Source organism: Streptomyces sp. IBSBF 2435 (assembly GCF_036815005.1).
GTDB lineage: Bacteria > Actinomycetota > Actinomycetes > Streptomycetales > Streptomycetaceae > Actinacidiphila.
The window spans coordinates 46,858-72,545 of record NZ_JAJSYW010000009.1; the positions used below are offsets into that span (position 1 = coordinate 46,858).

The 25,688-nt window shown below is 73.0% G+C and carries 20 protein-coding genes; 12 read left to right on the plus strand and 8 right to left on the minus strand.

Annotated features, from left to right (window positions below):
• Positions 1 to 90: 90 nt before the first annotated feature.
• From V7E46_RS03450 to V7E46_RS03465, 4 genes are all read right to left on the minus strand, one after another.
• Positions 91 to 1,761 (minus strand): LCP family protein, encoded by a 1,671-nt coding sequence (locus V7E46_RS03450; protein WP_333766998.1) that lies wholly within the window; start codon positions 1,759 to 1,761, stop codon positions 91 to 93.
• A 206-nt stretch (positions 1,762 to 1,967) separates the two neighbouring features.
• Positions 1,968 to 3,371, minus strand: a complete 1,404-nt coding sequence (locus V7E46_RS03455) for an LCP family protein (RefSeq protein WP_333766999.1) — start codon at positions 3,369 to 3,371, stop codon at positions 1,968 to 1,970.
• 50 nt (positions 3,372 to 3,421) lie between these two features.
• Positions 3,422 to 4,654, minus strand: a complete 1,233-nt coding sequence (locus tag V7E46_RS03460) for an LCP family protein (protein ID WP_333767000.1) — start codon at positions 4,652 to 4,654, stop codon at positions 3,422 to 3,424.
• Between the two features lie 645 nt (positions 4,655 to 5,299).
• Positions 5,300 to 6,055 carry a TIGR03089 family protein gene (locus V7E46_RS03465; protein ID WP_333767001.1) on the minus strand — a complete coding sequence of 252 codons (756 nt, stop codon included), beginning with the start codon at positions 6,053 to 6,055 and terminating at the stop codon, positions 5,300 to 5,302.
• 164 nt (positions 6,056 to 6,219) lie between these two features.
• Between V7E46_RS03465 and V7E46_RS03470 the strand changes: the two genes are divergently transcribed.
• On the plus strand, positions 6,220 to 7,071 hold the full coding sequence (locus V7E46_RS03470) for a DNA-3-methyladenine glycosylase family protein (protein ID WP_333767016.1): 852 nt from the start codon (positions 6,220 to 6,222) through the stop codon (positions 7,069 to 7,071).
• A gap of 54 nt (positions 7,072 to 7,125) precedes the next feature.
• Here V7E46_RS03470 and V7E46_RS03475 read toward each other — a convergent pair whose 3' ends face one another.
• Genes V7E46_RS03475 through V7E46_RS03485 form a run of 3 tightly spaced genes read right to left on the minus strand, consistent with a single transcriptional unit; the run spans position 7,126 to position 9,974 of the window.
• Positions 7,126 to 8,442 carry a coenzyme F420-0:L-glutamate ligase gene (locus V7E46_RS03475; RefSeq protein WP_333767002.1) on the minus strand — a complete coding sequence of 439 codons (1,317 nt, stop codon included), beginning with the start codon at positions 8,440 to 8,442 and terminating at the stop codon, positions 7,126 to 7,128.
• Positions 8,439 to 9,404, minus strand: a complete 966-nt coding sequence (gene cofD / locus V7E46_RS03480) for a 2-phospho-L-lactate transferase (RefSeq protein ID WP_333767003.1) — start codon at positions 9,402 to 9,404, stop codon at positions 8,439 to 8,441. Before cofD ends, V7E46_RS03475 begins: the two co-directional genes overlap by 4 nt.
• Positions 9,405 to 9,437: 33 nt before the next feature.
• Positions 9,438 to 9,974 carry a cysteine dioxygenase gene (locus V7E46_RS03485; protein WP_333767004.1) on the minus strand — a complete coding sequence of 179 codons (537 nt, stop codon included), beginning with the start codon at positions 9,972 to 9,974 and terminating at the stop codon, positions 9,438 to 9,440.
• Positions 9,975 to 10,689: 715 nt separating this feature from the next.
• On the opposite strand from V7E46_RS03485, the gene V7E46_RS03490 reads away from it, so the two are divergent.
• The 3 genes from V7E46_RS03490 to V7E46_RS03500 all read left to right on the plus strand — a co-directional run bounded on the left by V7E46_RS03490 (position 10,690) and on the right by V7E46_RS03500 (position 16,488).
• Positions 10,690 to 10,953, plus strand: coding sequence for a WhiB family transcriptional regulator (locus tag V7E46_RS03490; RefSeq protein ID WP_031519519.1), 264 nt, complete (start codon positions 10,690 to 10,692; stop codon positions 10,951 to 10,953).
• 265 nt (positions 10,954 to 11,218) lie between these two features.
• Positions 11,219 to 15,025: a glycosyltransferase family 2 protein gene (locus tag V7E46_RS03495; protein ID WP_333767005.1), complete on the plus strand. Its 3,807-nt coding sequence runs from the start codon at positions 11,219 to 11,221 to the stop codon at positions 15,023 to 15,025.
• Complete coding sequence (locus V7E46_RS03500) at positions 15,022 to 16,488, plus strand: DUF5719 family protein (protein WP_333767006.1); 1,467 nt, start codon at positions 15,022 to 15,024, stop codon at positions 16,486 to 16,488. The genes V7E46_RS03495 and V7E46_RS03500 overlap by 4 nt, the downstream gene beginning before the upstream one ends.
• Positions 16,489 to 16,519: 31 nt before the next feature.
• Here V7E46_RS03500 and V7E46_RS03505 read toward each other — a convergent pair whose 3' ends face one another.
• On the minus strand, positions 16,520 to 16,960 hold the full coding sequence (locus V7E46_RS03505) for a metallopeptidase family protein (RefSeq protein ID WP_333767007.1): 441 nt from the start codon (positions 16,958 to 16,960) through the stop codon (positions 16,520 to 16,522).
• A 321-nt stretch (positions 16,961 to 17,281) separates the two neighbouring features.
• Between V7E46_RS03505 and V7E46_RS03510 the strand changes: the two genes are divergently transcribed.
• From V7E46_RS03510 to V7E46_RS03545, 8 genes are all read left to right on the plus strand, one after another.
• Entirely contained in the window at positions 17,282 to 17,644 is a 363-nt protein-coding gene (locus tag V7E46_RS03510; protein WP_031519528.1) for a DUF3499 domain-containing protein, read from the plus strand.
• 137 nt (positions 17,645 to 17,781) lie between these two features.
• Positions 17,782 to 19,140, plus strand: a complete 1,359-nt coding sequence (locus tag V7E46_RS03515) for a phosphomannomutase/phosphoglucomutase (protein WP_333767008.1) — start codon at positions 17,782 to 17,784, stop codon at positions 19,138 to 19,140.
• A gap of 191 nt (positions 19,141 to 19,331) precedes the next feature.
• Complete coding sequence (locus V7E46_RS03520) at positions 19,332 to 19,511, plus strand: Trm112 family protein (protein WP_329178534.1); 180 nt, start codon at positions 19,332 to 19,334, stop codon at positions 19,509 to 19,511.
• Positions 19,512 to 19,578: 67 nt separating this feature from the next.
• A complete protein-coding gene (locus tag V7E46_RS03525) occupies positions 19,579 to 20,706 on the plus strand; it encodes an SIS domain-containing protein (RefSeq protein WP_333767009.1) in 1,128 nt (375 codons plus the stop codon).
• Between the two features lie 5 nt (positions 20,707 to 20,711).
• The gene (gene manA / locus V7E46_RS03530; RefSeq protein ID WP_333767010.1) at positions 20,712 to 21,911 is read left to right on the plus strand and encodes a mannose-6-phosphate isomerase, class I; all 1,200 of its coding nucleotides are present in this window, start codon (positions 20,712 to 20,714) and stop codon (positions 21,909 to 21,911) included.
• A gap of 96 nt (positions 21,912 to 22,007) precedes the next feature.
• Positions 22,008 to 22,967: a cation diffusion facilitator family transporter gene (locus V7E46_RS03535; protein ID WP_333767011.1), complete on the plus strand. Its 960-nt coding sequence runs from the start codon at positions 22,008 to 22,010 to the stop codon at positions 22,965 to 22,967.
• A gap of 232 nt (positions 22,968 to 23,199) precedes the next feature.
• A complete protein-coding gene (gene ahcY, locus V7E46_RS03540) occupies positions 23,200 to 24,651 on the plus strand; it encodes an adenosylhomocysteinase (RefSeq protein ID WP_333767012.1) in 1,452 nt (483 codons plus the stop codon).
• Between the two features lie 102 nt (positions 24,652 to 24,753).
• Positions 24,754 to 25,368, plus strand: a complete 615-nt coding sequence (locus tag V7E46_RS03545) for a hypothetical protein (protein ID WP_333767013.1) — start codon at positions 24,754 to 24,756, stop codon at positions 25,366 to 25,368.
• Positions 25,369 to 25,688 lie beyond the last annotated feature (320 nt).

Below are 25,688 nucleotides of genomic sequence, written 5' to 3' on the forward strand. Positions count from 1 at the left end.
CGTCCCCGTGTCAGACGGTGATCTGGCGCACGGAGTTGCATCCCGCGGCCCTGACTTAACACGACGGCGGTCACCGGAAGGTTTCGTGAGTCAGCTCACGCAGGACGAATTGTCCGCCCTTGTCCTGGTCAGGTCCTCGGGGGGTGCCGCGGGGTCCGCGATCGGAACCCCGGCCCGGACGAAGTCCGCGCCGAGGGTGAGCGACATGTCCGCGCCCTGGGCGTCGTCGGCTCCGGACGAGGGGCGCAGGGCCGAGCCGGGCAGGCCGAGCATCGCGGCGAGGGCGCGGGCCTGGTCGGCCTGCCCTGGGGCGTAGGCCAGGGTGGTCCGCGGGGCGGGGGAGGGCGCGTTGCCGCCGTTGGCGGGGCCGCCGACGCCCTGGACGCCGCGCAGCCAGTCCACCGTGCCGCGGGCGGCGCCGGAGACGCCGCTGCCGTTGTAGACCTGCACCCGGACGTCGGAGGCCGCAGCCCGGGGGCCGACCAGCCGCGGATCGGTCCCCGGCTGCTTCCTGCGGCCGCTGAGCGAGACGTCGTTCCTGATCATCGCGAACAACTGCTCCGCCCTGGCCCGGTCGACCACGACCGTGGCGTGGACCCGCTCGTTGGGGTTGTCGACCACCGGCAGGGTGGTGAAGGTGATGTGCTTGGCGTCGACCCTGCTGAGGTCCTTGGCCAGGCCGGTCAGCCGCGAGACACTGCCGATCGCGCTGTCCACGGTGAGCGCCCGGGTCGCCGCGTCCGCCAGGGTGAAGAGCTTCCCCGGGCTGGTCAGGGTGCCGCTCGACTTGATCTTGCGGATCATCGCGCTGAGGAAGTTCTGCTGGAGCCTGATCCGGTCCAGGTCGCTCTGGTTGCGCAGCGCGTGCCGGGTCCTGACGAACTCCAGCGCCTGCTCGCCCTCGATCCGGTGCCGCCCCGCCGACAGGTTCAGATGCGACTTGGGATCGACCAGCGGCCTCGACAGGCACACGTCCACCCCGCCGACCGCCGTCGACAGCGCCTTGACCGCCTCGAAGTCGACCATCATGAAGTGGTCGACCGGAATCCCGGTCAACAGCGTGACGGCGCGCATCGTGCAGCCGGGGTCCCGCCCGCCCACGCCCAGGCTCTCGTTGAACCTCGGCGTGGTCAGGCCGGCGGGAATGCCGGGGATCGTCGTCGTGCTGCCGTCCTTCCGCCGGGTCGGGCAGTCCGGGATGCCCGTGACAATGTCCCGCGGGATGCTCATCGCCGTCGCATTGCTGCGGTCGGCCGACACATGGAAGAGGATCGTGGTGTCGGCGTGGCCGACACTGTCGGCGTCGCCGTATCTGCGGCCCAGCCCCTGACGGCTGTCGGTGCCGATGACCAGCAGATTGAGCGGACCGTTGCCGCCGACGTTCTTGCTGCCCGCGTCGCCGACGTCCACGGTGGTGAGGTTGCCGTTGAAGTGCTCGTAGGCCAGGTAGCCGCCGACGCCCACCGCGGTCAGGACCAGGCCCATCGCGCCCGCCGTCCACAGCAGCGCCTTCCTGCGCCGGGACGGCCGGCCGTCCGGCTTCCCCCTGCGGCGGCTGGGCGGACCCGGCGCGGCGGCCGTACGGCGGCTCCTGGGCGGGAGTGAGGCGGCGGCGGGCACGTGGCTGCTCTGCCGGGGCAGACCGGGCTGCTTCCGCGCCCGGTCCTGCGCCGGCCGCTCCCGCAGCCGGTAGGTGCCGGTGGCCGGGTCGAGCACCCACTGGTCCGCCGGATCGATATCGTCTCGGCCTTGCGTGTCCACGGTCGCTCGGGTCCTCCATCCGGTAACCGCCGGATCGCTTACAGTAGTCGCCCGATGAGGCGCCGATGGGCGATCCCGGTGGATCTCCCCTCCTCGCCACCGGACAAAACCCCCGATTCCTCTCGGAAGTGGCGTGGTTTTTCAGCGGCCTTGCACCGGGCTCTGCCGCAGATGTCCGGCTCGGCGGCCGACGCGCGCCGCCGCCGTCAGCAGTGGACGCCTGACGCGGGCGTCAGCCGTACGCCCTTGGGCGGCGCGGTGGGCGGCCCCACCGGGACACCGGGCGCGGTGAAGTCCGCGCCCAGAGTGAGCGTCATGTTCGCCCGGGGCGCCGCGTCCTGGGCGCCCGGGCTCAGCGCGGACGCGGGCAGGCCCATCATCGCGGCCAGCGAGCGCGCCTGGTCGGCCTGGTTCGGCGCATACCGCAGCGTGGTCCGCGGCACCTTCGCATGGGCGTCGCCGCCATTGGTGGAGCGGTTGACGCCCTGGGTGTTCTGCAGCCAGCTCAGCACGTCCTGGGAGGCGCCGAAGACCCCCGTGCCGTTGTAGATCTCCACCCGGGTGTTGTGCGGAGTCGCCTTCGGGCCGGCCAGCTTCGGATCGGCCGCCGGGGGGTGGTCGGGGGACAGGGACACATCACGCGCCATCAGGGCGTAGAGCTGCGACGCCGTGGCCTGGTCGGCGACCGGCGGACCGGTGCCGCCCCGCACCGGCACCGTCACAAAGGTGACGTGCTTCGGGTCGGCCGCACCCATGGCGTCGGCCAGTGCGCCCAGCGCCTTTGCGCTGCCGAGCGGGCTGTCCGTGGTGAGCGCGGCAGGCGCGGTACGTGCCAGCGCCGTCAGCGTCCCCGGGACGGCCAGCGTACGGTCCACGCACAGGTCCGCCGCCCCGACACCGGTCGATGCCGCTTTCGCCGCCGCATAGTCGACCAGCACCACATGGTCCACCGGCAGCCCGGTCAACTGCTTCACCACCCGCAGCGCACAGCCGGGGCCGCGCCCGGTCAACGCGGCGGAGAACGGCTGCTGCTCGGCCCCCTTGACTGTCCCGCCGCCCACCGGGCAGTCCGGGATGTCCGTCACCAGCGCCGGCGGAATGACCAGCGCCGTCGCATTGCCGCGGTCCGCGGCCACATGCAGCAGCACGGCGGTGTCCGCGGTGGCGCCCACAGGTCCGCCGCCGAGCACCAGGACGTTCATCGCACCGGCGTGGACAGGATCCTTGCTCCCGGCCGCACCGATGTCCACGGTACGGATGCCGGGCCCGTCGCCCTGCCGCAGTACGACGATCCCCGCGGTCACACCGGCGACCAGCACGGCGCAGGTGGTCCCGACCGCCCACGCCAGGGCGCGCGGCCTGCGTGGCTTGGCCTTGCGGCGCCGCGACCCGGCGGCGGGGGCGGCGGCCCTGCGTCCGCCGTGGCCCGCGCGGGCTGCCGGGGTACGTACCGCGGCCCGCCGCGCCGGTGCGGGCCTGACCGGTGCGGGCGCGGGCGGCACCGGCACCGGCTCCGACGGCGCGTCAAGGCGCAGCTGGTACATGCCGGTTGCCGGGTCCAGCACCCACTGGTCAGCCGGGTCGACGTACCCGGAGTCCTCCGTGTCCACGGTCGCTCGGGTCCTCCCTCCACGGCCGGCCGGGCATTCATCTTAGTTCATCAGGCTTTGCCGCAGATGTCGGCATCGGCGGTCGTACCCCGATAGGTGGGTCCCGTGGTGGCAGGCGTGCCGCTCCTGGCGGGTGTGCCGGTCGCGCCGGGCTTCCCGCTCTTCGGCTTCCCGCTGTCCTGCTTACCGGACTCCGGTGTCCCGCTGCCCGATTTCCCGTCCGGCGTCACCGTCACCGGCATGTCGTCGCGCAGCGCCGCGAAGAGCCGGCCGGCGGCGGGCTGCACGAGCTGGTCGCGGTTGCGGTCCTTCGTGTACTGCTCCCGCGGCAGTGTCAGGAACTGCACCTGCCCGGTCGGTATCCGCTGGATGTCCCGCGCCAGGCTGTACAGCTCGCTGAGCGAGTCGAGGCCCGGGTCAGCGGTGAGCGAGGAGGTCGCGGCCGAGAGCACCGGGTAGACCTTGGTCGGGTTGAGCAGCACGCCGTTGCTGCTGACCTTGGAGAACAGCGAGCCGAGGAAGCCCTGCTGGCGGTCCATCCGCTCGGTGTCGCTGCCGTCGCCGAAGCCGTGCCTGGACCGCACATAGCCGAGCGCCTGTTCGCCGTTCAGCGTCTGCCGCCCGGCCGGCAGGTCGAGGTGCGCCTTCGTGTCGTGCACCGGCTCCGCCAGGCACACGTCCACGCCGTCGACCGCGTTCACGATCTTCTTGAACCCGGAGAAGTCCACGATCAGGTGATGGTCGATCCGGATCCCCGTCATGTTCTCGACAGTCCGGATCGTGCAGGCGGCACCGCCGAATTCGAAGGCCCAGTTGAACTGCACGAACCGCGCCGCGGTCTTGCCGCCGTTCGGCTTGTCGCAGCTCGGCACGTGCGCCATCAGGTCGCGCGGAATGCTCATCGCCGTCGCACTGTGCCGGTCCGCGGCCAGGTGCAGCAGGATCGCGGTGTCCGAGCGCTGGGTGCCGCTGTCCTGGCCGTACTTCCCGTTGCCGTCACCGCGGTTGTCCGAGCCCAGCAGCAGGATGTTCTCCGCGGAGGTCGGCCCCTCCGTCGGCCGCTCCGACTCGTGTACGTTCAAGTCGTTCTCGGTCACCGTGTCCGTGGTGATGTTCCCGTCGAGCTGCTGGTACAAGTAGTAGAGGCCGCCGGCCCCGGCCAGCACGGCCACGGCGGTGCCCGCCGCCAGCAGCTTGACCCACCGATACCTCCGCCGGCCCGCCTCCGGCGCGGCTCCGGCCTCCGGGTACGCCTCCAGCCCCGCCAGAGGCTCTGGCTGCACCTGCGACCCTGCCTCCGGCTCCGGCTCCGGCTCCGGCTCCGCCCCGGGCGCGGGGCCGAGGTCGGGCTCTGCCTCAGCTCCGGGCTCAGGACCCGGCTCAGGCTCCGCCTCGGCCTCGGGGTCCGGTTCAGGTCCCGCCTTGGCCCGGGCCTCCGGCTGCGGGTCCGCGCCCGCCTCAGGTGCGGGCTCCGCCTGAACCTTTGGCTCGGACTCAGGCTCGGGGCCCGGCCCGGACTCGGAGTCCGGCTGAGGTCCGGGCTGCGCCTGCGGCTTGGGTCCAGGCTGCGGATCCGACTGCGGATCCGACTCCGTAGGGTCCTCCTCCGGAGGCTCTGCTGACGTCGTCACGTCCCCGCCCATCCCTCGTCCGCCGGCACCCCGGGCTCGTGTGCCCGCACGTCACTCGTTCAGACAGTCGAATCCGCCCCTTGGTTGCGTCCACCTGCCCACTTGCTCAGCCAGCCTTACGAACGCGAGGAGCAGCCCCCACCGAGGGCCACGGGCGCGGCAGGTGGCGGGGCCACGGCAAGTGCCACCCACCCAGGGGCGCGGGGAACTGCGCGCCCAGCCCCGATGGCGCGGCAGTTGGCGAGGCCCACCGCAAGCCGCACCCCCCGCCCCCGCGGCCCCGGCCAGAGCGCGGCGCTACACCGTGAGAGTGACCCGCTCCGCCGCCTCCCGAGTGGCAACCTCCTCCGCCCCCAAGCCGGAGGCGTTCCTGCACAGGACGACGGAACCGCCGATCGCGAGCGGCGCGAGGAGCCCCGCCGCCAGACCGGGCCAGCTGTCCAAGGGCAGCCGGGACAGCACCCGCGCCCCCGGCGCCAGCCGGTACGCCTCGGCCGAGGCGACGGCCCGTTCCACGACCTCCCCGGCGGTCATCGTGCCCTCGCCGGCGAGTTCGAGCGCCGGCGAGCCCGCGCCCACCGGCGCGTACGGCACGAAGCGGTCGCCCTGCCCGGGCACCTCGACGGCGTAGTCGAGAAAGCCCGCGGGCGGCTGCGGGAAGCGCCCGCCGAGCGGGCGCAGCGCCAGCGCCACCCGCTCCCCGCCGCAGGCCCGCGCCCGCTCCAGGGTGTCGGGTCCGCTGACGACGAGGTCGGCGGTGCCGGGGTCCGCGCCCGGCGCGACCACCACGCCGGTGGAGAACCCGGCCAGTACCCACACCGCCGTCTGCCAGTGCGCGGGCAGCAGCAGCGCCAGCCGGTCGCCGGGCTGCGCCCCCAACTCGTCCTGCAGGAGATTCGCGGTCTTCGCGACCCAGTTCCCGAAGGTGGCGACCGACAGTTCGACCCGCTCACCCGTGGCGTCGTCGTAGAAGGTGATCAGCGGCCGTGCCGGATCGGTGCGCAGGGCGGAGGCGAGCAGGCCGGCGGGGGTTTCCCGGGTGGGTGACGTCACGCCGGCCAGGCTACCGGCCGTGCCGGGGTACGGCGGCGGCTACCCTCGGGCGGGTGCCTTCACCGCGACCGCGCCTCACCGGCGGCGTCCCCGCCCCCAGGCCGGAGCGGGGGCGTATCCGTGCCCTGACCCCGCGAGGACCCCTCGACGTACGCCGTACGCTCATGCCGCTGCGCCGCGGTCCGGGCGACCCGGCGTTCCGGGTCGACGCCGACGGCACCTTCTGGCGGGCCAGCCGTACTCCCGCGGGCCCCGGCACACTGCGGCTGCGGGGCAGCGCGGCCGCAATGGAGGCCGAGGCGTGGGGCCCGGGCGCGGAGTGGCTGCTCGACGCGCTGCCCGCGCTGCTCGGCGACGGCGACGACCCGGCGGCGTTCACCCCCCGGCACCGGATCGTGCACGCGGCGCACCGGCGTCATCCGGGCCTGCGGCTGACCAGGACCGGGCTCGTACTGGAGGCGCTGATCCCGTCGGTGCTCGAACAGAAGGTGACCACGGCGGAGGCCTACCGTGCCTGGCGGCTGCTGCTGCTCCAGCACGGTGAGCCGGCGCCGGGCCCGGCCGGCCGTATGCGGGTGATGCCCGACGCACGCGGCTGGGCGCGGGTGCCGTCGTGGGACTGGCACTGCGCCGGGGTGGACGACAAGCGCGCGTCCGCGGTCCTGCGGGCGGCCCGCCTGGGGCCCAGGCTGGACGCGCTGACGTCGCTGCCGCCGCAGGAGGCGGGCACCCGGCTGCAGAGCGTGCCCGGCATCGGCCCGTGGACGGCCGCGGAGACGCTGCAGCGCAGCCACGGCGCCCCGGACGCGGTCACGGTCGGCGACCTGCACCTGCCGCACCACATCGGCTACGCGCTGACCGGCGCGCGGCGGTCGGACGACGCCACGATGCTCGACCTGCTGGCCCCCTACGCGGGCCAGCGCCACCGGGCCGCCCGGCTGATCCTGCTGGCCGCGCCGAGCCCGCCCCGGCACGGCCCCCGCCTGGCTCCGAACCCGCCGACCCGCCACTCCTGAGCGCGGGCCGAGCGCCGGGCCGCCGCCGTGGGCCGGGTGTCCACCGCGACTCGCTCAGCGCACTGCGATGAAGGCGTCGGCCCCGCGCGGCACCCGCGGCGCGGGCGCGGTGGACGGGCGGCCGATGGCCACCGCGCCCATCGGGTCCCAGTTCGGCGGCAGGTCGAGGACGGAACGCACCACATCGCGGCAGAACATCGTGGACGACACCCATGCGGAGCCGAGCTGTTCGCCGGCCAGGGCGACGAGGAAATTCTGCACACCCGCACCGGCGGCGACCACGAACATCTCGCGCTCCGCCTGGGAGCGCCGGGCGTCGGGATAGGCGTGGGCGCCGTCGGCGACCAGGCACGGCACGGCAAGATACGGCGCCCGGCGCAATACGTCGCCGCGCCGCAGCCGCCGGGCGACGCTCTCCTCCGAGAAGCCGTCCCGCTGCAGGTCCGCCGCCCAGGCGTCACGCATGGCGTCGAGCAGCCGCTCGCGTACCTCGGGCGTCTCCAGCAGCACGAAACGCCACGGCGTGGTGTGGTGCGGCGCGGGCGCGGTCACCGCGAGGGCGACCGCCCGCCGGACGGCCGCGGGTTCCACCGGGGTGTCGGCGAAGTCGCGCACCGTGCGGCGCAGCGACACCGCCTCCCGTACGGCCTCCGATGTGCCGAGCCGGAACATGTCGTTGGCGGCAGTGCGCACCAGCGGCCGGGCCCCGGCGTCGTCCGCGTCGGCGGTCTCCGGCGGGAGGACCGTGCCGGGCAGTCCGCGGACCACGGCGACCGGGCGGCCGGTCGCCTTGCCCTTGACCAGGTCGCCGGCCGCGGCCAGTTCGTCGGCCGTGGCGGTCACGGTCATATGCAGCGGATTGCCGTGCGAGTCCGCCCGGCCGCGCAGGTCCTCCAGGACGGCGACGCCCGCGGCGCCGATCGCGACATCGGTGAGCCCCTCGCGCCAGGGTCGCCCGAAGGTGTCGGTGACGACGACGCCGACGTTGACGCCGAGGCCGTCGCGCAGCCCGGTCCTGATCCGGCGGGCGGAGGCGTCGGGATCCTCGGGTAGCAGCAGGACGGTGCCGGGCGCGGTGTTGGACGCGTCGACGCCGGCCGCGGCCATGACGAAGCCGTGCCGGGACTCGACGATCCTGGTCGTTCCGCGGCGCGCCACCAGCCGTACGGCCTCGGCGTCGATCGCGGCCTCCCGGTCGCCGGCGTGCACCAGGCGGCCCTCGGCCTTGCTGACGATCTTGGACGTGACCAGCACGATGTCGCCGTCGGCCAGTTCGACCGCGGTGGCGGCGATGAGCTTGGCGATGTCCGCGCCCGGCTGGACCTCGCCGATGCCCGCGAGGGCGAAGACCTCGACGCGCGGCGTGCTCATGCCCGTACCTCCCGTACCTCTTCGGCGAGCGTCAGCGCCTCGCGCGCCATCCGCGTGGTCGCCTCGCGCCCGGTCATCAGCAGCGGGACCGCCCGGCAGCGGATGCCGGCCGCCTCCACCGGTGCGACGGCGCCCGCGTCGACGGTGTCGACCAGCCAGCCGTCGAGCAGGCCGGAGCCGTAGTGCGCGGCGACCGCGGCGGCCGTGGACTCCACGCCGACCGCGGCCAGCACCTTGTCGGCCATACCGCGCACGGGCGCGTCGCCGATGATCGGCGACAGGCCGACCACCGGCACCCCGGCCTCCGCGATCGCCTCACGGACGCCGGGCACGGCCAGGATCGTGCCGATGCTCACCACCGGATTCGACGGCGGGAAGACGATGACGTCGGCCGCGCCGATGGCCTCCAGCACTCCGGGCGCGGGCTTGGCCGCGTCCGCCCCGACCGCCACGACGGCGTGCGCCGGGACCGCGGCGCGCAGCCGTACCCAGTATTCCTGGAAGTGGACCGCCTTGCGCTCGCCGTCGGTCTCGATCAGGACGTGGGTCTCGATCCGGTCGTCCGACATCGGGATCAGCCGGACGCCCGGCTTCCAGCGGGCGCACAGGGCCTCGGTGACGGCGCTGAGCGGATAGCCGGCGGCCAGCATCTGGGTCCGGACGATGTGCGTGGCGAAGTCCCGGTCGCCCAGGCCGAACCACTCCGGTCCCACCCCGTACGCGGCCAGCTCCTCCTTCACGGTGAAGGTCTCGTCGGCCCGGCCCCAGCCCTGCTCCTCGTGGATGCCGCCGCCCAGGGTGTACATCACGGTGTCGAGGTCGGGGCAGACCTTCAAGCCGAACAGATGGATGTCGTCTCCGGTGTTGCCGATGACGGTGATCTCCGCCTCCGGCGCCGCTGCCAGCAGACCGCGCAGAAAGCGCGCCCCGCCGATTCCTCCGGCCAGAACCACGATTCGCATGGGTCCCAGTCTGTCAGCCCGCCGAAGCGGCTCTTACGGCTGCTGCCCGGCCGGGGCCTGCGCGGTCACCTGGGCGGCGGCCGTCGCGCCCGCGGCGGAGGTGCAGGCGTACGGCGTCATCTCGGTGAGGCCGGGGAAGTAGACGTGCAGGCTGACCGCGGGCTCCAGGCTGTCGTTGACGACCTCGTGCACATAGCCGGGTGCGAAGGCGCGCTGGCCGCCCCCGGCGAGCGCGCGGACGGTCTCGCCGCGGTCGCCGAGCGCGCGTTCGCGCAGCGCGCCCTGCAGGACGGTCAGTACGCCCGACGAACCGCCGTGGTCGTGCAGCCCGCTGCTCTGGCCCGGGAGCCAGCTGAGCAGCCACACCTCGTAGCCGGGGCCGGTCTGCAGGCGCGCGTACCAGCGGGTGGTGGCGTCGTAGCGCACCAGGGGGGCCCATCGCCCGCGGTCGGCGGCGATGGAGCGGGCGAGTCCGGCGAACTCCGCCACGGTGCCGGGGTGTTGCGGCACCGGGGGGAGAAGGTGGGGCAGGGCGAGCGGGTCACCGGCGATGGAGACGTCGGAGTACATGAAGGTGTGTCCCTGGGGTGTGCACGAGTGGCGGGCGGTGCCAGGACCGGAATGACAGGTCCTGAACAGGGGGCTCAGCGACAGCGGCAGGAACAACAGCAGTTCTGCGCGAGCGCGACGCAGCAGGACTCGCGACGGCGGGTCCGGTAGGGCGCGTGGTGCTCGGCAGGCATGCGTACAAGAAGACCTGTCCGGCGGACCCGCTGTCAACTGGATGTCCGTTATATTGCTTTTCTTTCACCTGATCCGGCGCTGCGCGCTGCTGAAAGGTTTGTGCGTGGGTATGTGGGGACAGGTGCAGCGACATCCGTGCACCGCGGTATTCCGCTCACCGGACGCAACCGAGCTGGGGAAACCGCGCGACGCGCAGTCCGTCGTCGCGTACATGTCCGACCGTTCCCCGGTGACCGCGCGCTCCTGTGATCGAAATGTGATCCGCGGCGCTTCATCCGTACGGGTGGAACGTGCGACGTTGCCGCAGCGTCTGACGACGTGTGAGTGGTGGAGCGATCGGACCACGGTTGACGGATCCATGCTTTTAGCCCGATAACAACACTTTCCGTCACCCCTTGGTTCAGCGGAGTGAATAACGGACCCAATAGCAGATCTCGGCTTGACTGGCCCGGATCGGCGCACTTGTAATTTCACTCGTGTCGTTAAGCCGCACATGGTGACGGCCCACATCACGGGGAAGCACGACAGACGAGGGGCGCGCATGACCGAGCAGTTCCAGTTGCTGCTGGCCGAAGAGGCCGACGAGGAACTCGGCTGGCAGGAGCGCGCGCTGTGTGCGCAGACCGACCCCGAGTCGTTCTTCCCCGAAAAGGGCGGTTCCACGCGTGAGGCGAAAAAGGTCTGCCTCGCTTGCGAAGTCCGTTCCGACTGCCTGGAATACGCCCTCGCCAACGACGAGCGCTTCGGTATCTGGGGCGGCCTGTCGGAGCGGGAGCGCCGCCGGCTCAAGAAGGGCGTCGTCTGACCCGCACGCCATCCGCACAGGATCCCGGCCGGCCCCTGAGCAGCGGCAAGCCCGGCCATCTGCCACCGCTCGTACGCCTGCTCCGCAGCCCGCCCGCCGCGTCCCCGGACGCGACCGACGGGCTGCTGTTGTTCTCACACTGTGCTCACGCCAGGCCGGTGGTGTCCGCGTAAGCCGTTAGTGTGGGTGGCCGTCCGAGATGCAACCCCGCCGCGAGCGGGCGCCAGCGTCCACCGCAGTCCAGCGAACCGGGGCCAGAACCTCGATGCCCGTGAACAGCCCAGCACCGGCCGCCCACCCTGCCGGCACCCCTGAGTTCCCGCGCCATGTCGTCACCGCCGTGCTGGTAGCGCACGACGGCGCGCGCTGGCTGCCCAAGTCCCTCGCAGGTCTGCTCGCCCAGGACCGCCCGGTCCAGGACGTCATCGCCGCCGACACCGGCAGCGCCGACGACTCCGCGCGGCTGCTCGCCGAATCACTCGGCGACCAGCGCGTCCTGCACCTGGCCCGGCGTACGAGCTTCGGCGCCGCGGTCGAGGAGGCCGCCCGTACCGCCGTACCGCTCACCGCGGAGCAGCTGCCGTACCTGATCCGCCGCAGCGGCTGGGACCCCGCCACCCGCAGCTGGAACGACGACGTCTACGACGAGCCCCAACAGCCGTACGGCGAACCCGTCCAGTGGCTGTGGCTGCTGCACGACGACTGCGAGCCCGACCCCGGCGCCCTCGCCGGCCTGCTGCGGGTCGCCGACAGCTCGCCGTCCGCCGCCATCATCGGCCCCAAGCTGCGCAGCTGGTACGACCGCAAGCAGCTGCTCGAAGTCGGCGTCAGCATCGCCCGCAGCGGCCGCCGCTGGACCGCGCTCGAACGCCGCGAACAGGACCAGGGCCAGCACGACCAGGTGCGCCCGGTGCTGTCGGTGTCGTCCGCCGGCATGCTGGTCCGCCGCGACGTGTGGGAGGAGCTGGGCGGCTTCGACCGCCGACTGCCCCTCATGCGCGACGACGTCGACTTCTGCTGGCGCGCACAGAGCGCGGGCCACACCGTGCTCGTCGCCCCCGACGCCGTGCTGTGGCACGCCGAGGCCGCCTCCCGCGAGCGCCGCCCGGTGGACTGCGCGGGCCGCTCCGCCGTCAACCCGCACCGGGTCGACAAGGCCGGTGCGGTCTACACGCTGCTCGCCAACACCCGCGGCCCACTGCTGCCGTACGTCGCCCTGCGCATAGTCCTCGGCACATTGCTGCGCACCCTCGCCTATCTCGTCGGCAAGGTGCCAGGACAGGCCGTCGACGAGATCGTCGGCCTGCTCGGCGTCCTGCTGCGCCCCGGGCGGGTGCTCGGCGCCCGCCGCAGGCGCGGCGCGGGCACCGTCGCCCCCTCCGAGCTGCGGCCGCTCTTCCCGCCGCCAGGCGCGACCGTACGCGCCACCGTCGACCAGGTCGTCAGCAACATCGGGGGCCGCGCCGACGCCGCCACCGCCGCGGCAGGACGCCACGGCGGCGCCGTCGAGTCCGGACCGGGTGACGACGACAGCGGCGACTTCCTGGAGATCGAGCAGTTCGCCCGGCTCAAGCGGATCGCCCGCAAACCGGGCCCCGTGCTCTTCGCGGTGCTGCTGGTCGTCTCGCTGGCCGCCTGCCGCTCCCTGCTCGGCGGCGGCTCGCTGGCCGGCGGCGCCCTGCTGCCCTCCGACCCCGGCGCCTCCGACCTGTGGCGCAGCTACACCGGGGCCTGGCACTCCCTCGGCACCGGCGGCACCGAGTCCGCGCCGCCCTACCTCGCCGTCCTCGGCCTGTTCTCGACCGTGCTGTTCGGTTCCACCGGCCTCACCCTGACCCTGCTGCTGGTCGCGTCGGTGCCGCTGGCCGGCTTCGCCGCCTACTTCGCGTCCCGCCCGCTGGTCGAATCACGGCTGCTGCGCGCCTGGGCCTCGGTCGCCTACGCCTTCCTGCCGGCCGCGACCGGCGCGCTCGCCACGGGCCGTCTCGGCACCGCCGTCCTGGCCATCCTGCTGCCGCTGATGGCCCGCGCCGCGGTCGCCTGCGCCGGGCTCCAGCTCGGCGCCGCCGCCCTGGACCGCGGCGCCAGGCCCGGCTGGCGCGCCACCTGGGCACTGGCCCTGATGCTCACCTTCACCACCGCCTTCACCCCGATCACGTGGCCCATTGCACTGGTTCTCGCCGCCGCGACCGTCGCCTGGCGGATGGCCACCGGCCGCGGCGCCCTGCTCGTACCGCACCTGCTGCGCTTCGCCGCGCTGATCATCACCCCGATCGTGCTGCTCGCCCCCTGGTCGCTGACGCTGCTGTCGCACCCGGGACGGCTGCTCCACGAGGCGGGCCTGCCGTACGGCGGCGCCAAGGACGCGTCGGGCCTTGACCTGCTGCTGCTCAGCCCCGGCGGCCCCAAGGCCTCCGGCGGTGTCCTGCTGGTCGGCCTGGTGCTGGCCGCGCTCGCCGCGCTGCTGCGCGACACCCGGCGTACCGCGATCATCGCGGCCTGGGCCGTCGCCGCGACCGGCCTGCTCTTCGCCGTCATCGAGAACGGCAAGGCATGGGCGGGACCCGCCACACTCGTCTACGGCCTGGCACTGCTGGCAGCAGCCGCGGTCGGCGCGGAAGGCGCCAACGAGCGGATCGCCGCCAGCGGATTCGGCTGGCGGCAGCCCGTCGCCGGCCTGATCGCCTTCGCCGCCGCCGCCGCGCCGCTGCTCGCCGCCTTCACCTGGGTCGCGCACGGCGCCGACGGACCCCTCGACCGCCGCGACCCGCAGCAGGTGCCCGCTTTCGTCGCCGAGGAGAGCACCAGCGGCGACCAGGCCCGCACCCTGGTCCTCAGCGGCACCGAAGGCCATGTCGCCTACGCACTGGTCCGCGGCGCGGGCGTCCGCATCGGCGACGCGGAATTGGCCGCGCAGGCCCGCCGTGACGCCACCTTGGACACCCTCGTCGCCAACCTGGTGGCCGGCTCGGGCGCCGACCAGGGCAGCAGGCTCGCCGGCTACGCCGTCCGCTACGTCCTCGCGCAGAAGGGCACGCCCCGCGCCCTGTCCCGCGTCATGGACAGCACCCCCGGCCTGTCCCGCGTCAGCCAGGCCGACGGCAGCGAGCTGTGGCGGGTCGACACGACCGTCTCCCGGCTGACGATCACCGCCAGGGGCGCGCAGCCCGTCGCCGTCCCCTCGGGCCGCGTCGAGGCGCACACCAAGCTGCCTCCGGGCCCGCAGGGCCGCGTGCTGCGGCTCGCCGACTCCGCGTCGGGCGGCTGGCAGGCCAGCCTCGACGGCGCCAGTCTGACGCCGACCACGGTCGACGGGTGGGCCCAGGGCTTCGAACTGCCCGCCTCCGGCGGACGGCTCGACGTCACCTTCAAGGAGCCCGTCGCCCACGTCGGCTGGCTGGGCGTGCAGGCCCTGCTGCTGCTCGTCACCGTCGTCCTCGCCCTGCCGGGCCGCCGCCGCGAGGTCGACGACGACCTCCCGGACGCCGAGGGCGCCCTCGCCGCCGACATCCCGGCCCAGGCCGGCGGCGAAGGCCGCAGGGCCCGCCGCCTCCAGGCCGCGGCAGAGGCCGAGGCCGCCGCGAGCAGCGCCCAGGACGACGCCGGGCCTGACTCCCCCGAGGGCGACCCCGGACCGCCGCCGCAGCACAACCCGTACGACGCGCAAGCCGCGCCGTACGACCCCGCCGCGGCCGGCTACGACCCGGCCGAGGGCGGCTACGACCCGTACGCCGTCCCGGCCCCCGACGCCGGCGGCCAGGGCGCGGAGCCCTACTACGCGCCCTACCCCGACCAGCAGTGGGAGCAGCAGCCCTACCCCGCGGGACAGAGCGGCTACGAGCAGCAGAACACCGGCTACGGCGACCCGTACGGCTACGTCCCGCCGCAGCCCGGCTACGACCCCTACGCACAGCAGGGGCAGCAGCCACCGCAGGACGGCACGGTGACTGGCTACGGCGACCAGGCGCGCTACGGCGACCAGGGCGGTTACGCCGACCCCGCGGCATATGGCGACGCCGAGCCGTACTACGCAGAAGGCGACCAGCGCCGTGACGGGAGCGACCACCAGTGAACCGCACCACCCTCTCCCTGGGCGGCGCCGTCGTCGCGCTCGCCGTCCTCACCGGCGCCGCCTCCCTGACCGGCGGCAGCGACTCGGCCGCCGCCCCCGAGGGCGCGGTGACCCGGCTGCCGGTGCAGCGCAGCACCGTGGTGTGCCCCGCGCCGTCCCCGTCGGAATTCGCGAACACCACCTACACGTCGTTCACCCCTTCGACGCCACGCGGCGGCGCCGGCGGTACGGGCAGCGCGGAGCTGGTCCCCGCCGCCGACAAGGCCAAGCCGCTCGCGCCGCTCAAGCAGACCGGCAAATCCGTCACCTATACGACGGACAAGCCCGAGGCGCCCGCCCTGATCGGCACCGCCGACGGGCCGCTGGCCCCCGGCTGGGCGGTCGAGCAGACCACCGTGGTGGACTCGGGACCCGGCCGCGGGCTGCTCGGCACCTCCTGCGTCACCCCGGACAGCGAATTCTGGTTCCCCGGTGCCAGCACCGCGACCGGCCGGCAGGACTACCTGCACCTGGTGGACCCCGACGATGCCCCCGCGGTCGTCGACATCGAGATGTACGGCAAGGACGGTCTGCTCAAGGCGTCGACAGGCGACGGCATCACGGTCCCCGGCAAGGGCTCCAAGCCGGTGCTGCTGTCCACGCTGGTCGCCGACAAGGTCGCGGACCTGACCGTGCACGTCGTCGTCCGCAGCGGCCGGGTCGGCGCCGCCGTCCAGGCCACCGACAACAAGATCGGCACGGACTGGCTGCCGCCCGCCGCCGAGCCCGCCACCTCGCTCGTCATGCCCGGCATCCCGGCCGACGCCACCGCCGTGCACCTGGTGGCGTACGCGACCGGCTCCGACGACGCCGACCTGACCATCAAGCTCGCCACCTCGACCGGTCTGATCTCCCCGGCCGACCACGAGACGCTGCACGTCAAGGCGGGGATGACCGCCACGGCCGACCTCGGGGACGTCACCAAGGGCGAGGCGGGTTCACTGGTCGTCGGATCGAGCACCGTCCATTCGCCCGTCCCTGTCGTGGTGGGCCTGCGCGTCACCCGCGGCAAGGGCGACAAGCAGGAGCTGGCCTTCCTGCCCGCGACCCCTGCCATCGACACCCGGGCCACCGTCGCCGACAACCGCGGCAAGGCCTCGACGCTGACCCTGATGGCCGTCGGCAAGGACGCCAGCGTGAAGGTCACCTCGTCGCCCGGGCCGACCGGCGGGACCACGGTGACCAAAACCGTCATCGTCAAGGCGGGCACCAGCCTGTCCCTGCAGCCGCAGCCGCCCTCCCAGGGGAAGGGCGGCTACGCGGTGACCGTGCAACGGCTCTCCGGCGGCCTCGTCTACGCCTCGCGGATGCTGGCGCTGCCGCTGGGCGGCGTACCGATGTTCACCATCCAGCCGCTGCCGGACGACCGCGGCATGGTCGAGGTGCCGCAGGCCGGCGCCGACCTGGCCATCCTCAACAAGTAGCGGCGCAGGGGAGGACCGGCGTCGGGAGACGTCAGTCCTCGCCGTACTTCGGGTCGACGTTCTCTGGGGAGAGGCCGAGGAGTTCCGCGACCTGCTCGACCACCACCTCGTGGACCAGCAGCGCCCGCTCGTCGCGGCTCTTGGCCCGGATCTCCACCGGCCGCCGGTAGACCACGATCCGGCTCGGCCGCCCCTTGTCCGCACCCACCAGCCGCCCCAGCGGCACCGCGTCGCCGTCGGCCGTACCGTCCTGCGGCCAGGGCACCTCCTGCACCGCGAATTCCACGTCCGCCAGCTGCGGCCAGCGCCGCTCCAGCCGGTCGGCGGCGTCTCTGACCAGGTCGTCGAAGGCGTCGGCGCGGCTGACCGCGAGCGGCACCTGCGGCGGCGCGATGGGGCCGCGCATGCCGCGGCCGTGCCGGTCGCGGTGCCGCGGACGCGGATCGGAGGGAGGCGGAGCGGGACTGTCCATCAGCGTGAGCCTAGCCGCCGCCCCGCGCCGTGTCGCGACCCGAATGAACGCGGTCCCCTTATCGTCATCCCACGCCGAGGTTCAGGCCGCATCAAGCCACAGAAGTGACGGAAACGCGCCACCTGGCGCCCTGGGACGCCGCCGGCCACCGTGACGGGCGCCGGGCCGCGTTTGGTACGTACCTCCGGCGGTCCCGGCATCGCCGCAGGTGGCCGCCACAGGGGCGGCGCAGGGCGGGAAAGCGGCGCCGCCACGACACGACCGGGTGAGCCTGGGGAGAGTCGTCGCGGCCCGCTCAAGAGTGCGGTACCGTCCAACCTCGTGAGCCCTGTACGTCGCTGTTCGCGCACCGCTTGCGGCCGCCCCGCCGTCGCGACGCTGACGTACGTCTACGCGGACTCCACGGCCGTCCTCGGCCCCCTCGCCACCTACGCGGAACCGCACTGCTACGACCTGTGCTCCGAGCACTCCGAGCGGCTCACCGCGCCCCGCGGCTGGGAAGTCGTCCGGCTCGCCGTCGACACCGGTCCTGTGCGGCCCAGCGGCGACGACCTGGAAGCGCTTGCCAACGCCGTGCGCGAGGCGGCCCGCCCGCAGGAGCGCACCCGGCCCGGCGCCCGCGACATCGACCCGCTGGAAGTCGCCCGCCGCGGCCATCTGCGGGTGCTCCGCTCGCCGGAGTAGGACTCCGCGCCGCCCCCCAGCTCCTGCCCCCGTGCGGAACGGGCGTATGCCCCCCGGGGTAGGTTGTGGCCGGAACCGCGGCATATTGCCGCGCCGTTCCGTCCGATCTCCGCGACCCCGTACAGCAGAGGTGTGCAGTGGCCGATTTGTCGCAGCTGGTCAAGGCCTACGACGTACGCGGAGTCGTACCCGATCAGTGGGACATCCCGCTCGCTGAGATCTTCGGCACGGCCTTCGTCACCGTCACCGGAGCCGACGCCATTGTCGTCGGGCACGACATGCGGCCCTCGTCCCCCGGCCTGTCCGACGCCTTCGCCCGCGGTGCCGCCTCCCGCGGCGTGGACGTCACCCGCATCGGGCTGTGCTCCACCGACGAGCTGTACTTCGCCAGCGGGCGGCTCGGCCTGCCCGGCGCCATGTTCACCGCGAGCCACAACCCGGCGCAGTACAACGGCATCAAGATGTGCCGGGCCGGCGCCGCGCCCGTCGGCCAGGACACCGGCCTCGCCGACATCCGCGCGCTCGCCGAGAAGTGGCTGGAGACCGGCGTGCCGCCCGGCGCGGCCGTCCCCGGCACCGTCGGCGACCGCGATGTGCTCGGCGACTACGCCGACTTCCTGCGGTCACTGGTCGACCTGTCGGGCATGCGGCCGCTGAAAGTCGTGGTCGACGCGGGCAACGGCATGGGCGGCCACACCGTGCCGACCGTACTGGCCGGCCTGCCGGTCGACCTGGTCCCGATGTACTTCGAGCTGGACGGCACCTTCCCCAACCACGAGGCCAACCCGCTCGACCCGAAGAATCTCGTCGACCTTCAGGCCCGGGTGCGCGAGACCGGTGCCGACCTCGGCCTGGCCTTCGACGGCGACGCCGACCGCTGTTTCGCCGTGGACGAGCGCGGCGAAGGGGTGCCGCCGTCCGCAGTCACCGCCCTGGTCGCCGCCCGCGAACTGGCCGCGCACCCCGGCGCCACGATCATCCACAACCTGATCACCTCACGCTCGGTGCCCGAGGTCGTCAAGGAGCACGGCGGCAGCCCGGTACGCACCCGGGTCGGCCACTCCTTCATCAAGCAGGAGATGGCCGCAACCGGTGCGGTCTTCGGCGGCGAGCACTCCGCGCACTACTACTTCCGCGACTTCTGGAACGCCGACACCGGCATGCTCGCCGCGCTGCACCTGCTGGCCGCCCTCGGCGGCCAGGACGGGCCGCTGTCCGCCCTGGTCGCCGACTACGACCGCTACGCCTCCTCCGGCGAGATCAACAGCACCGTCGCCGACCAGCAGGGGCGTACGGCAGCGGTCCGCGCCGCCTTCGCCGGCCAGGACGGCGTCACCTTCGACGAACTCGACGGGCTCACCGTCAGCGCCGCCGACTGGTGGTTCAACCTGCGGGCGTCCAACACGGAACCGCTGCTGCGGCTCAATGTCGAAGCCGCGGACGACGAGGCCGTCGCCCGTATCCGCGACCAGGTGCTCGCGCTCGTGAACGGCTGAACCCCGCCGCCCCGTCCCGCCGCCTCGCCCCGGCCCCGTGCTCCGGCGAGGCGCGCGGGGATAGGCTGGCGGACAAAGGCCGGGGCATTCGTCCGGCGGGCGCCCCGGACTCCGGCCCGTGGCTGTCCGCACACACCGCACACGGCCCGGTCGGCACCCGCCCGCCGCACACCGCCCGGAGGACACCGCACATGCCGCTCGTCGAAGCCAGCCTTCTGGACATCCTCGCCTGCCCGGCCTGCCACGCCACGCTCCGCGAGGACGTGGACGCCGCGGAGCTGGTCTGCACCTCCGACACCTGCGGCCTGGCCTACCCGGTCAGGGACGACATTCCGGTGCTGCTGGTGGACGAGGCCCGCCGCCCCGGCTGACCGGCCGCGCACCACCGCACCCGCACCCCGTCCGACCGCATCACGATGTCACGACCCGGAGGTCGCATTGTTCGACGAGTCGCTGCTGGAGGACCCCGAGGGGCTGGCCCGCGCAGACACCCGCGGACTGCTCCGCGGAGTCGCCGCCTCCGGCGCCCGGGTCCGCACCGCGCTGCGGCTCGCGGAAGAGGCGGGCGTGACCGCGCTGAAGCCCGACGGCCGGCCCCGTACGGTCCTGGTGGCCGGCAGCGGGCCCGACGCCGCCGGGGTCGCCGACCTGCTGACCGCGCTCGGCTCGGGCAGCTGCCCCGTCGAGGCGCTCACCCCGACGGGACCGTCCCCCGAGCAGGCCCGCTGGACCCTGCCCGGCTGGGTGGGATCGCTCGACCTGCTGCTCCTGATCTCCCCGCACGGCACGGAACAGGGCCTCACCGACCTGGTCGAGCAGGCCTACCGCCGCGGCTGCACCGCCGCCGCCGTCACCCCGGCCAAGGCACCACTGGCCGACGCGGTCGCGCAGGTCCGCGGCCTGGCCCTGCCCTTCGCCGCTGCCGAGAGCAACGGCTCCACCAGCGACACACCCGCCGACGCCGGCGCCTTCTGGGCGCTGCTCACCCCGCTGCTCGCCCTGACCGACCGGCTCGGCCTGATCAACGCACCGACAAGCGAACTCCACGCCCTCGCCGACACCCTGGACGAGGTGGCCGCCCGCTGCGGACCCGCCATCGCCACCTACACCAACCCGGCCAAAACACTCGCCGCGGAATTGGACGACGCCCTCCCGCTGCTGTGGAGCCAGGGCCGGATAGCCGCCGCCGGCGCCCGCCGCTTCGCGACCGTCCTCGCCACCCGGGCCGGCCGCCCGGCACTGAGCGCGGAGCTGCCCGCCGCCCTCACCGCCCACGGCCCGCTCCAGGCCGGCGTGCATGCCCTCACCGCGGACCCCGACGACTTCTTCCGCGACCGCGTCGAGGAATCCGACGGGCTCCGGCTGCGGATCGTGCTGCTCCAGGAAGCCCCCGACCAGCCGGGCTCGGCGGCCCCCGCCGCCCGCGAACAGGCCTACGCCCACGACACCCCGCTGAGCGAGATCGCCGCTCCCGGCGGCAGCGATCTGCACGTCGCGGCGTCCCTGCTCGCCCTGACCGACTTCGCCGCCGTATATCTGGCCGTCGCCTCGACCGAGAGACCATGACCGGCATGAACCGCCTCCTCAACACCGTCCGCCCCTACGCCTGGGGCTCCACCACCGCCATCCCCGAACTCCTCGGCACCGCGCCCACCGGCGAGCCCCAGGCCGAACTGTGGATGGGCGCCCACCCCGGCGCACCCTCCCGCGTCGACCGCGGCGAAGGCCCCGTCCCGCTCGACGCCCTCATCGACGCCGACCCCACCGCGGAACTGGGCGACGCCACCGTCAAGCGCTTCGGCCCCCGGCTCCCCTTCCTGCTCAAGCTGCTCGCCGCCGGCGCACCGCTGTCCGTCCAGGTCCACCCCGACCTCGCCCAGGCCAGGGCCGGATACGCCGACGAGGAAGCCCGCGGCATCCCGCTCGACGCCCCGCACCGCACCTACAAGGACGCCAACCACAAGCCCGAAATGCTGGTGGCGCTGTCCTCCTTCGACGGACTGTGCGGATTCCGCCGGCCCGCCGACGCCGCCGCGCTCATCGACGCCCTCGGTGTCGGCGCCCTCGCCCCCTACGCCGACATCCTGCGCGCCCACCCCGAGGACCGGGCGCTGCGCGAGGTCCTCGCCGCCGTCCTCGGCGCCGACCCCGCCGCGACGGCCGACACCGTCCACGCCGCCGCCGAGGCCGCCGCCCGCCTGGCCACCACCGACACCCCGTACGCCGCGGCCTACGCCGTCTACGCCAAGGCCGCCCACAGCTTCCCCGGCGACCGCGGTGTCATCGCCGCGATGCTGCTCAACCATGTGCAACTCCAGCCAGGCGAAGCCCTCTACCTCGGCGCCGGCGTCCCGCACGCCTACCTCGACGGCCTCGGCGTCGAAATCATGGCCAACTCCGACAACGTGCTGCGCTGCGGTCTCACCCCCAAACACATCGACGTGCCCGAACTCCTGCGCGTCGTCCGCTTCGAAGCCGGCGACCCCGGCGTGCTGCGCCCCGAGGCCGCTCCCGACGGTGAGGAGCTGTACGCCGCCCCCATCGACGAATTCCGGCTCTCCCGCTACGTCCTCGCCGCCGGCTCCGGCCCACGCACTCTCGACCAGGGCACCCCGCAGATCCTGCTGTGCACCGCGGGGCAGGCGCTGCTGAGCGCCGAGGACGGCAGCACACTGACCCTCGGCCGCGGCGAGTCCTGCTGGATCCCGGCCGGCGAACGCACCGAACTCAGCGGCGAAGGCACCGTCTTCCGCGCCACCGTGGCGGCCTGAGACACCGACCGCGGCGCGGACTGCAACAATGTCCGTCCGCAGTGCCCGACACGGCGAGCCAGCCGCCCGGGCCGACGGAAGGGACACCCAGCACTTATGAGCGCCTCAGGCGGAAGCAGAGCGATCGTCGCGGCGCTGAGCGCCAACCTCGCCATCGCCGCGGCGAAGTTCGTGGCATTCGCGTTCAGCGGCTCCTCCTCGATGCTCGCGGAAGGCGTGCACTCCCTCGCCGACTCCGGCAACCAGGCACTGCTCCTCATCGGGGGCAAGAAGGCCAAGCAGGCAGCCAATGAGGAACACCCGTTCGGCTACGGCAGGGAACGCTACATCTACGCATTCCTCGTCTCGATCGTCCTGTTCTCCGTGGGCGGCATGTTCGCCCTCTACGAGGGCTACGAGAAGATCCGCCACCCGCACCCGGTCGACCACTGGTACTGGCCGGTCGGCGTCCTGATCTTCGCCATCGCCGCCGAGGGTTTCTCCTTCCGTACCGCCGTCAAGGAGTCCAACCCCACGCGCGGGACCCTGTCGTGGGTCGAGTTCATCCGCCGCGCCAAGGCACCGGAACTCCCGGTCGTCCTGCTGGAGGACTTCGGCGCCCTCATCGGCCTGGTCCTCGCCCTGCTCGGCGTCGGCATCGCGCTGGCCACCGGCAGCGGCGTCTGGGACGGCGTCGGCACCCTGTGCATCGGGACCCTGCTCATCTGCATCGCCCTCGTGCTCGCGGCTGAGACGAAGTCCCTGCTGCTCGGCGAAGGCGCGGGAGCGGACTCCCTGGCCCGCATCCGCGCGGCCGTGGTCGCGGGCGACACCGTCACCGGCATCATCCACATGCGCACCCTGCACCTCGGCCCCGAAGAACTGCTGGTCGCCGCCAAGATCGCCGTCAAGCACGACGACACCGCCGCCGAGGTCGCCCGCGCCATCGACGCCGCCGAGGAACGCATCCGCGCCGCAGAACCCTTCGCCCGCGTCATCTACCTCGAACCCGACATCTACAGCGACACCGCCGCTGCGGCCGGCCCCGACCCCGACCAGACGCCCGGCGGCCGCTGACCCCGATGGACTGCGACGGATCGGCCGACCGGTGTAGATTCGTTCCCAGCCAGACGTCGCTGCTGATGGCGGTCGGGCGGTCACCGCACGGTGACCGGCCGAGGGAGAGAGGGCCTCCGACGGGTTGCGCTGCCGCAAGGGGACAGGTCCGCCCGCAGCCGGTCGCACCTGTTGCCGCCTTGTGACCGCGCCACACCCCCGTCCACCTCGATCGCACCGAGGAGCAGCCCGAATGACGACTACCGCCACCGACTTCAAGGTCGCGGACCTCTCCCTTGCGGCCTTCGGCCGCAAGGAGATCACCCTCGCCGAGCACGAGATGCCCGGCCTGATGTCCCTGCGCGCGGAATACGCCGCCAGCCAGCCGCTCGCCGGCGCCCGTGTCACCGGCTCGCTGCACATGACCGTGCAGACCGCCGTCCTCATCGAGACCCTGGTCGCCCTCGGCGCCGAGGTCCGCTGGGCGTCCTGCAACATCTTCTCCACCCAGGACCACGCCGCCGCGGCCATCGCGGTCGGCCCTGACGGCACCCCCGACAACCCCCGGGGCATCCCCGTCTTCGCCTGGAAGGGCGAAAGCCTCGAAGAGTACTGGTGGTGCACGGAACAGGCGCTGACCTGGCCCAACACACCCACCGGCGGCCCGAACATGATCCTGGACGACGGTGGCGACGCCACCCTGCTCGTGCACCAGGGCGTCGAGTTCGAGAAGGCGGGCGCCGTCCCCGCCGCCACCGCGGAGGACAGCGAGGAGCACGGCTACGTCCTCGCCCTGCTGCGCCGCACCCTCGCGGCGAGCCCGCAGAAGTGGACCCAGCTCGCCTCCGAGATCCGCGGGGTCACCGAGGAGACCACCACCGGCGTCCACCGCCTCTACGAGATGCAGCAGGAAGGCACGCTGCTCTTCCCGGCGATCAACGTCAACGACGCGGTGACGAAGTCGAAGTTCGACAACAAGTACGGCTGCCGGCACTCCCTGGTCGACGGCATCAACCGCGCCACCGACGTCCTGATCGGCGGCAAGGTCGCCGTCATCTGCGGCTACGGCGACGTCGGCAAGGGCTGCGCCGAGTCGCTGCGCGGCCAGGGCGCCCGCGTCATCGTCACCGAGATCGACCCGATCTGCGCGCTCCAGGCGGCGATGGACGGCTACCAGGTCGCCACGCTCGACGACGTGGTCGAGACGGCCGACATCTTCGTCACCACCACCGGCAACCGGGACATCATCATGGCCTCCGACATGGCCAGGATGAAGCACCAGGCGATCGTCGGGAACATCGGCCACTTCGACAACGAGATCGACATGGCCGGCCTCGCGAAGATCCCCGGCATCGTGAAGGACGAGGTCAAGCCCCAGGTCCACACCTGGACCTTCTCCGACGGCAAGGTCCTGATCGTGCTGTCCGAGGGCCGGCTGCTCAACCTCGGCAACGCCACCGGCCACCCCTCCTTCGTCATGTCCAACTCCTTCACGGACCAGACGCTGGCGCAGGTCGAGCTGTTCACGAAGCCCGAGGAATACCCGATCGGCGTCTACGTGCTGCCCAAGCACCTCGACGAGAAGGTCGCCCGGCTGCACCTCGACGCACTCGGCGTCCGGCTCACCACCCTGCGGCCCGAGCAGGCCTCCTACATCGGCGTGAAGGTCGAAGGCCCCTACAAGCCCGACCACTACCGCTACTGAGCGACACGTCCCCACCGTCCGGCCCGACCAGGCCGAACCGAACCGCGCAGGCCCCCGTCTCCCCGTCGAGGCGGGGGCCTCGCCAGATCCCGAGAACCCACCATGCCCCGCGGCCGTTACTCGCTCCACGACACTCATGACCACACCCCCTTGGGAGAAGAACACTTCCACTGCGCCACCGGCCCCTCCGGCTGGCGCTACACCGCGCAGACCACGGGTCCCGGCGGCGATCACGCCGGCTCCGTCGACCTGACCCTCGACGAACTCGGCCGCCCCATCCGCCTGGAACTCCATGCCCACGCCTGGCAGGTCCGGGCAGCCGCCCTCGACGGCGTCACCTGGGTCCGCACCGATCCCACCGGCGACCACGCGCAGGAGGGCAACGCCCCCGCGCACGCCTTCACCGGCGCCTCGCCCGCATTCCTGATCGCCACTGCGAGACTCCTCCGCCTCGAACCCGGCGGCCCCGCCACCCGCGTACGTCTCGTGTCATTCCGGCCCCCCGTGCTCGCACCCCTGACTGTTGACCAGTCGTGGTCCCTGATCACCAGGACAGCACATCCGGCCGACAGCGGTTTTCTGCCTGTGGATAACTTTCTGGTGAGCGACCTGGCCACCGGCGACCAGCACGAGGTCCACATCGCGGGCGACGTGGTCCTCGCTGCCCCCGGGATAGAGCTGGAGGACCTCGACACGCCGCCCTCGACCTTCCCCTGATTTGACGCCCATGGGGGTGGGCGGTAGGTTAGAACGGTTGTCACGAACCGGACATCCGGACGTGATCGACGGAGATGGTTACTACTTCGCCAGACGAAGACACTTCAGCCAAGCCAAGAGAAATCTTGCGCGGGGCATTCGTGTCCCCGAACGGCGGATGGTAATTCCGACCTAATAGCTTCTGCTAGAGTCGGAGACACAACGAAGGGAAAGCCCGGAGGGGCCGGTGAAACGGTCTCGAAGGTAGCGTCCGTTCCTTGAGAACTCAACAGCGTGCCAAAAGTCAACGCCAGATATGTTGATACCCCGTCGCGTGCCTC